Origin of the sequence: Mesorhizobium sp. M4A.F.Ca.ET.022.05.2.1, assembly GCF_003998845.1 — a bacterium.
Taxonomy (GTDB): Bacteria; Pseudomonadota; Alphaproteobacteria; order Rhizobiales; family Rhizobiaceae; genus Mesorhizobium.
In genome coordinates this window covers 1-929 of the sequence record NZ_RZOJ01000768.1, presented here as the reverse complement: position 1 = coordinate 929, position 929 = coordinate 1, and the positions used below count along the sequence as shown (strand labels likewise).

The following is a 929-nucleotide window of genomic DNA, read 5'->3' as shown; positions in this document are numbered from 1 at the left end:
GTCCCAATTGGTGTCGGCCTCGAAATATTTGGGATCGCAGATGATCGGGCAGCCAATGTAGGCAGCGTGGACGCGCAGTTGATGGGTGCGACCGGTATAGGGCTCCATCTCCAGCCAGGACAGCGACTGCGCCGCCTGCTCGACGACCCGATAGTAGGAGACCGCATGGTCGGCGCCCTTCTCGCCATGCTTGGCGATGCGCACGCGGTCGCCGTCCGGGGTCGGTTCCTTGACCAGCCAGGTCGAGATCTTGTCCTCGCGCTTCGGCGGCACGCCCTTGACCAGTGCCCAATAGGTCTTCTTGGTCTCGCGCGCCCGGAACGCTTCGGAGAGTTTCATCGCCGCAAGCCTGGTGCGGGCGACGACCAGCACGCCGGATGTGTCGCGGTCGAGCCGATGCACCAGGCGCGGCTTCTCGCCCTTCTGGTTGCGCCAGGCCTCCAGCATGTCATCGACATTGCGGGTGACGCCCGAACCGCCCTGCACGGCGAGCCCAGCGGGCTTGTTGAAGACGAAGACCTTCGGGTCCTCATGGATAAGCATCTTGGCGAGCACATCGGCGTCGCCCTGGTTGCGGATCGAATGGCCGGTGAGCGGCGCCTCGCCCTTCTTGTCGACCTCGAGCGGCGGGATGCGGACCGTTTGGCCGGGCTCGACGCGCGTGTCGGCCTTCACCCGGCCGCCGTCGACGCGGATCTGGCCGGAGCGCAGGAGCTTCTGCAGATGGCCGAAGCCGAGCCCCGGGAAATGGGTCTTGAACCAGCGGTCGAGCCGCATGCCCGCCTCGCCGGCCTCCACCGTGATCTGTTCAACGCCTGCCATTTGTCTCGCTTTGCCTCTTCGGAAGCGGGGCAATAGCATTAAGGCAGGCTTCTTGCGAGCCAAAGACCCAGAAACAGGGCGAGGATCGCGCCAATGACGCTGGCGAG

1 protein-coding gene is annotated in these 929 nt (G+C 65.3%); it reads right to left on the bottom strand.

Annotation, left to right across the window (positions count from 1 at the left end):
- Nucleotides 1–822: RluA family pseudouridine synthase (locus EN745_RS35265; RefSeq protein ID WP_145992350.1), on the bottom strand; the 822-nt coding region annotated here is incomplete at its 3' end.
- Between the last annotated feature and the right edge of the window lie 107 nt (nucleotides 823–929).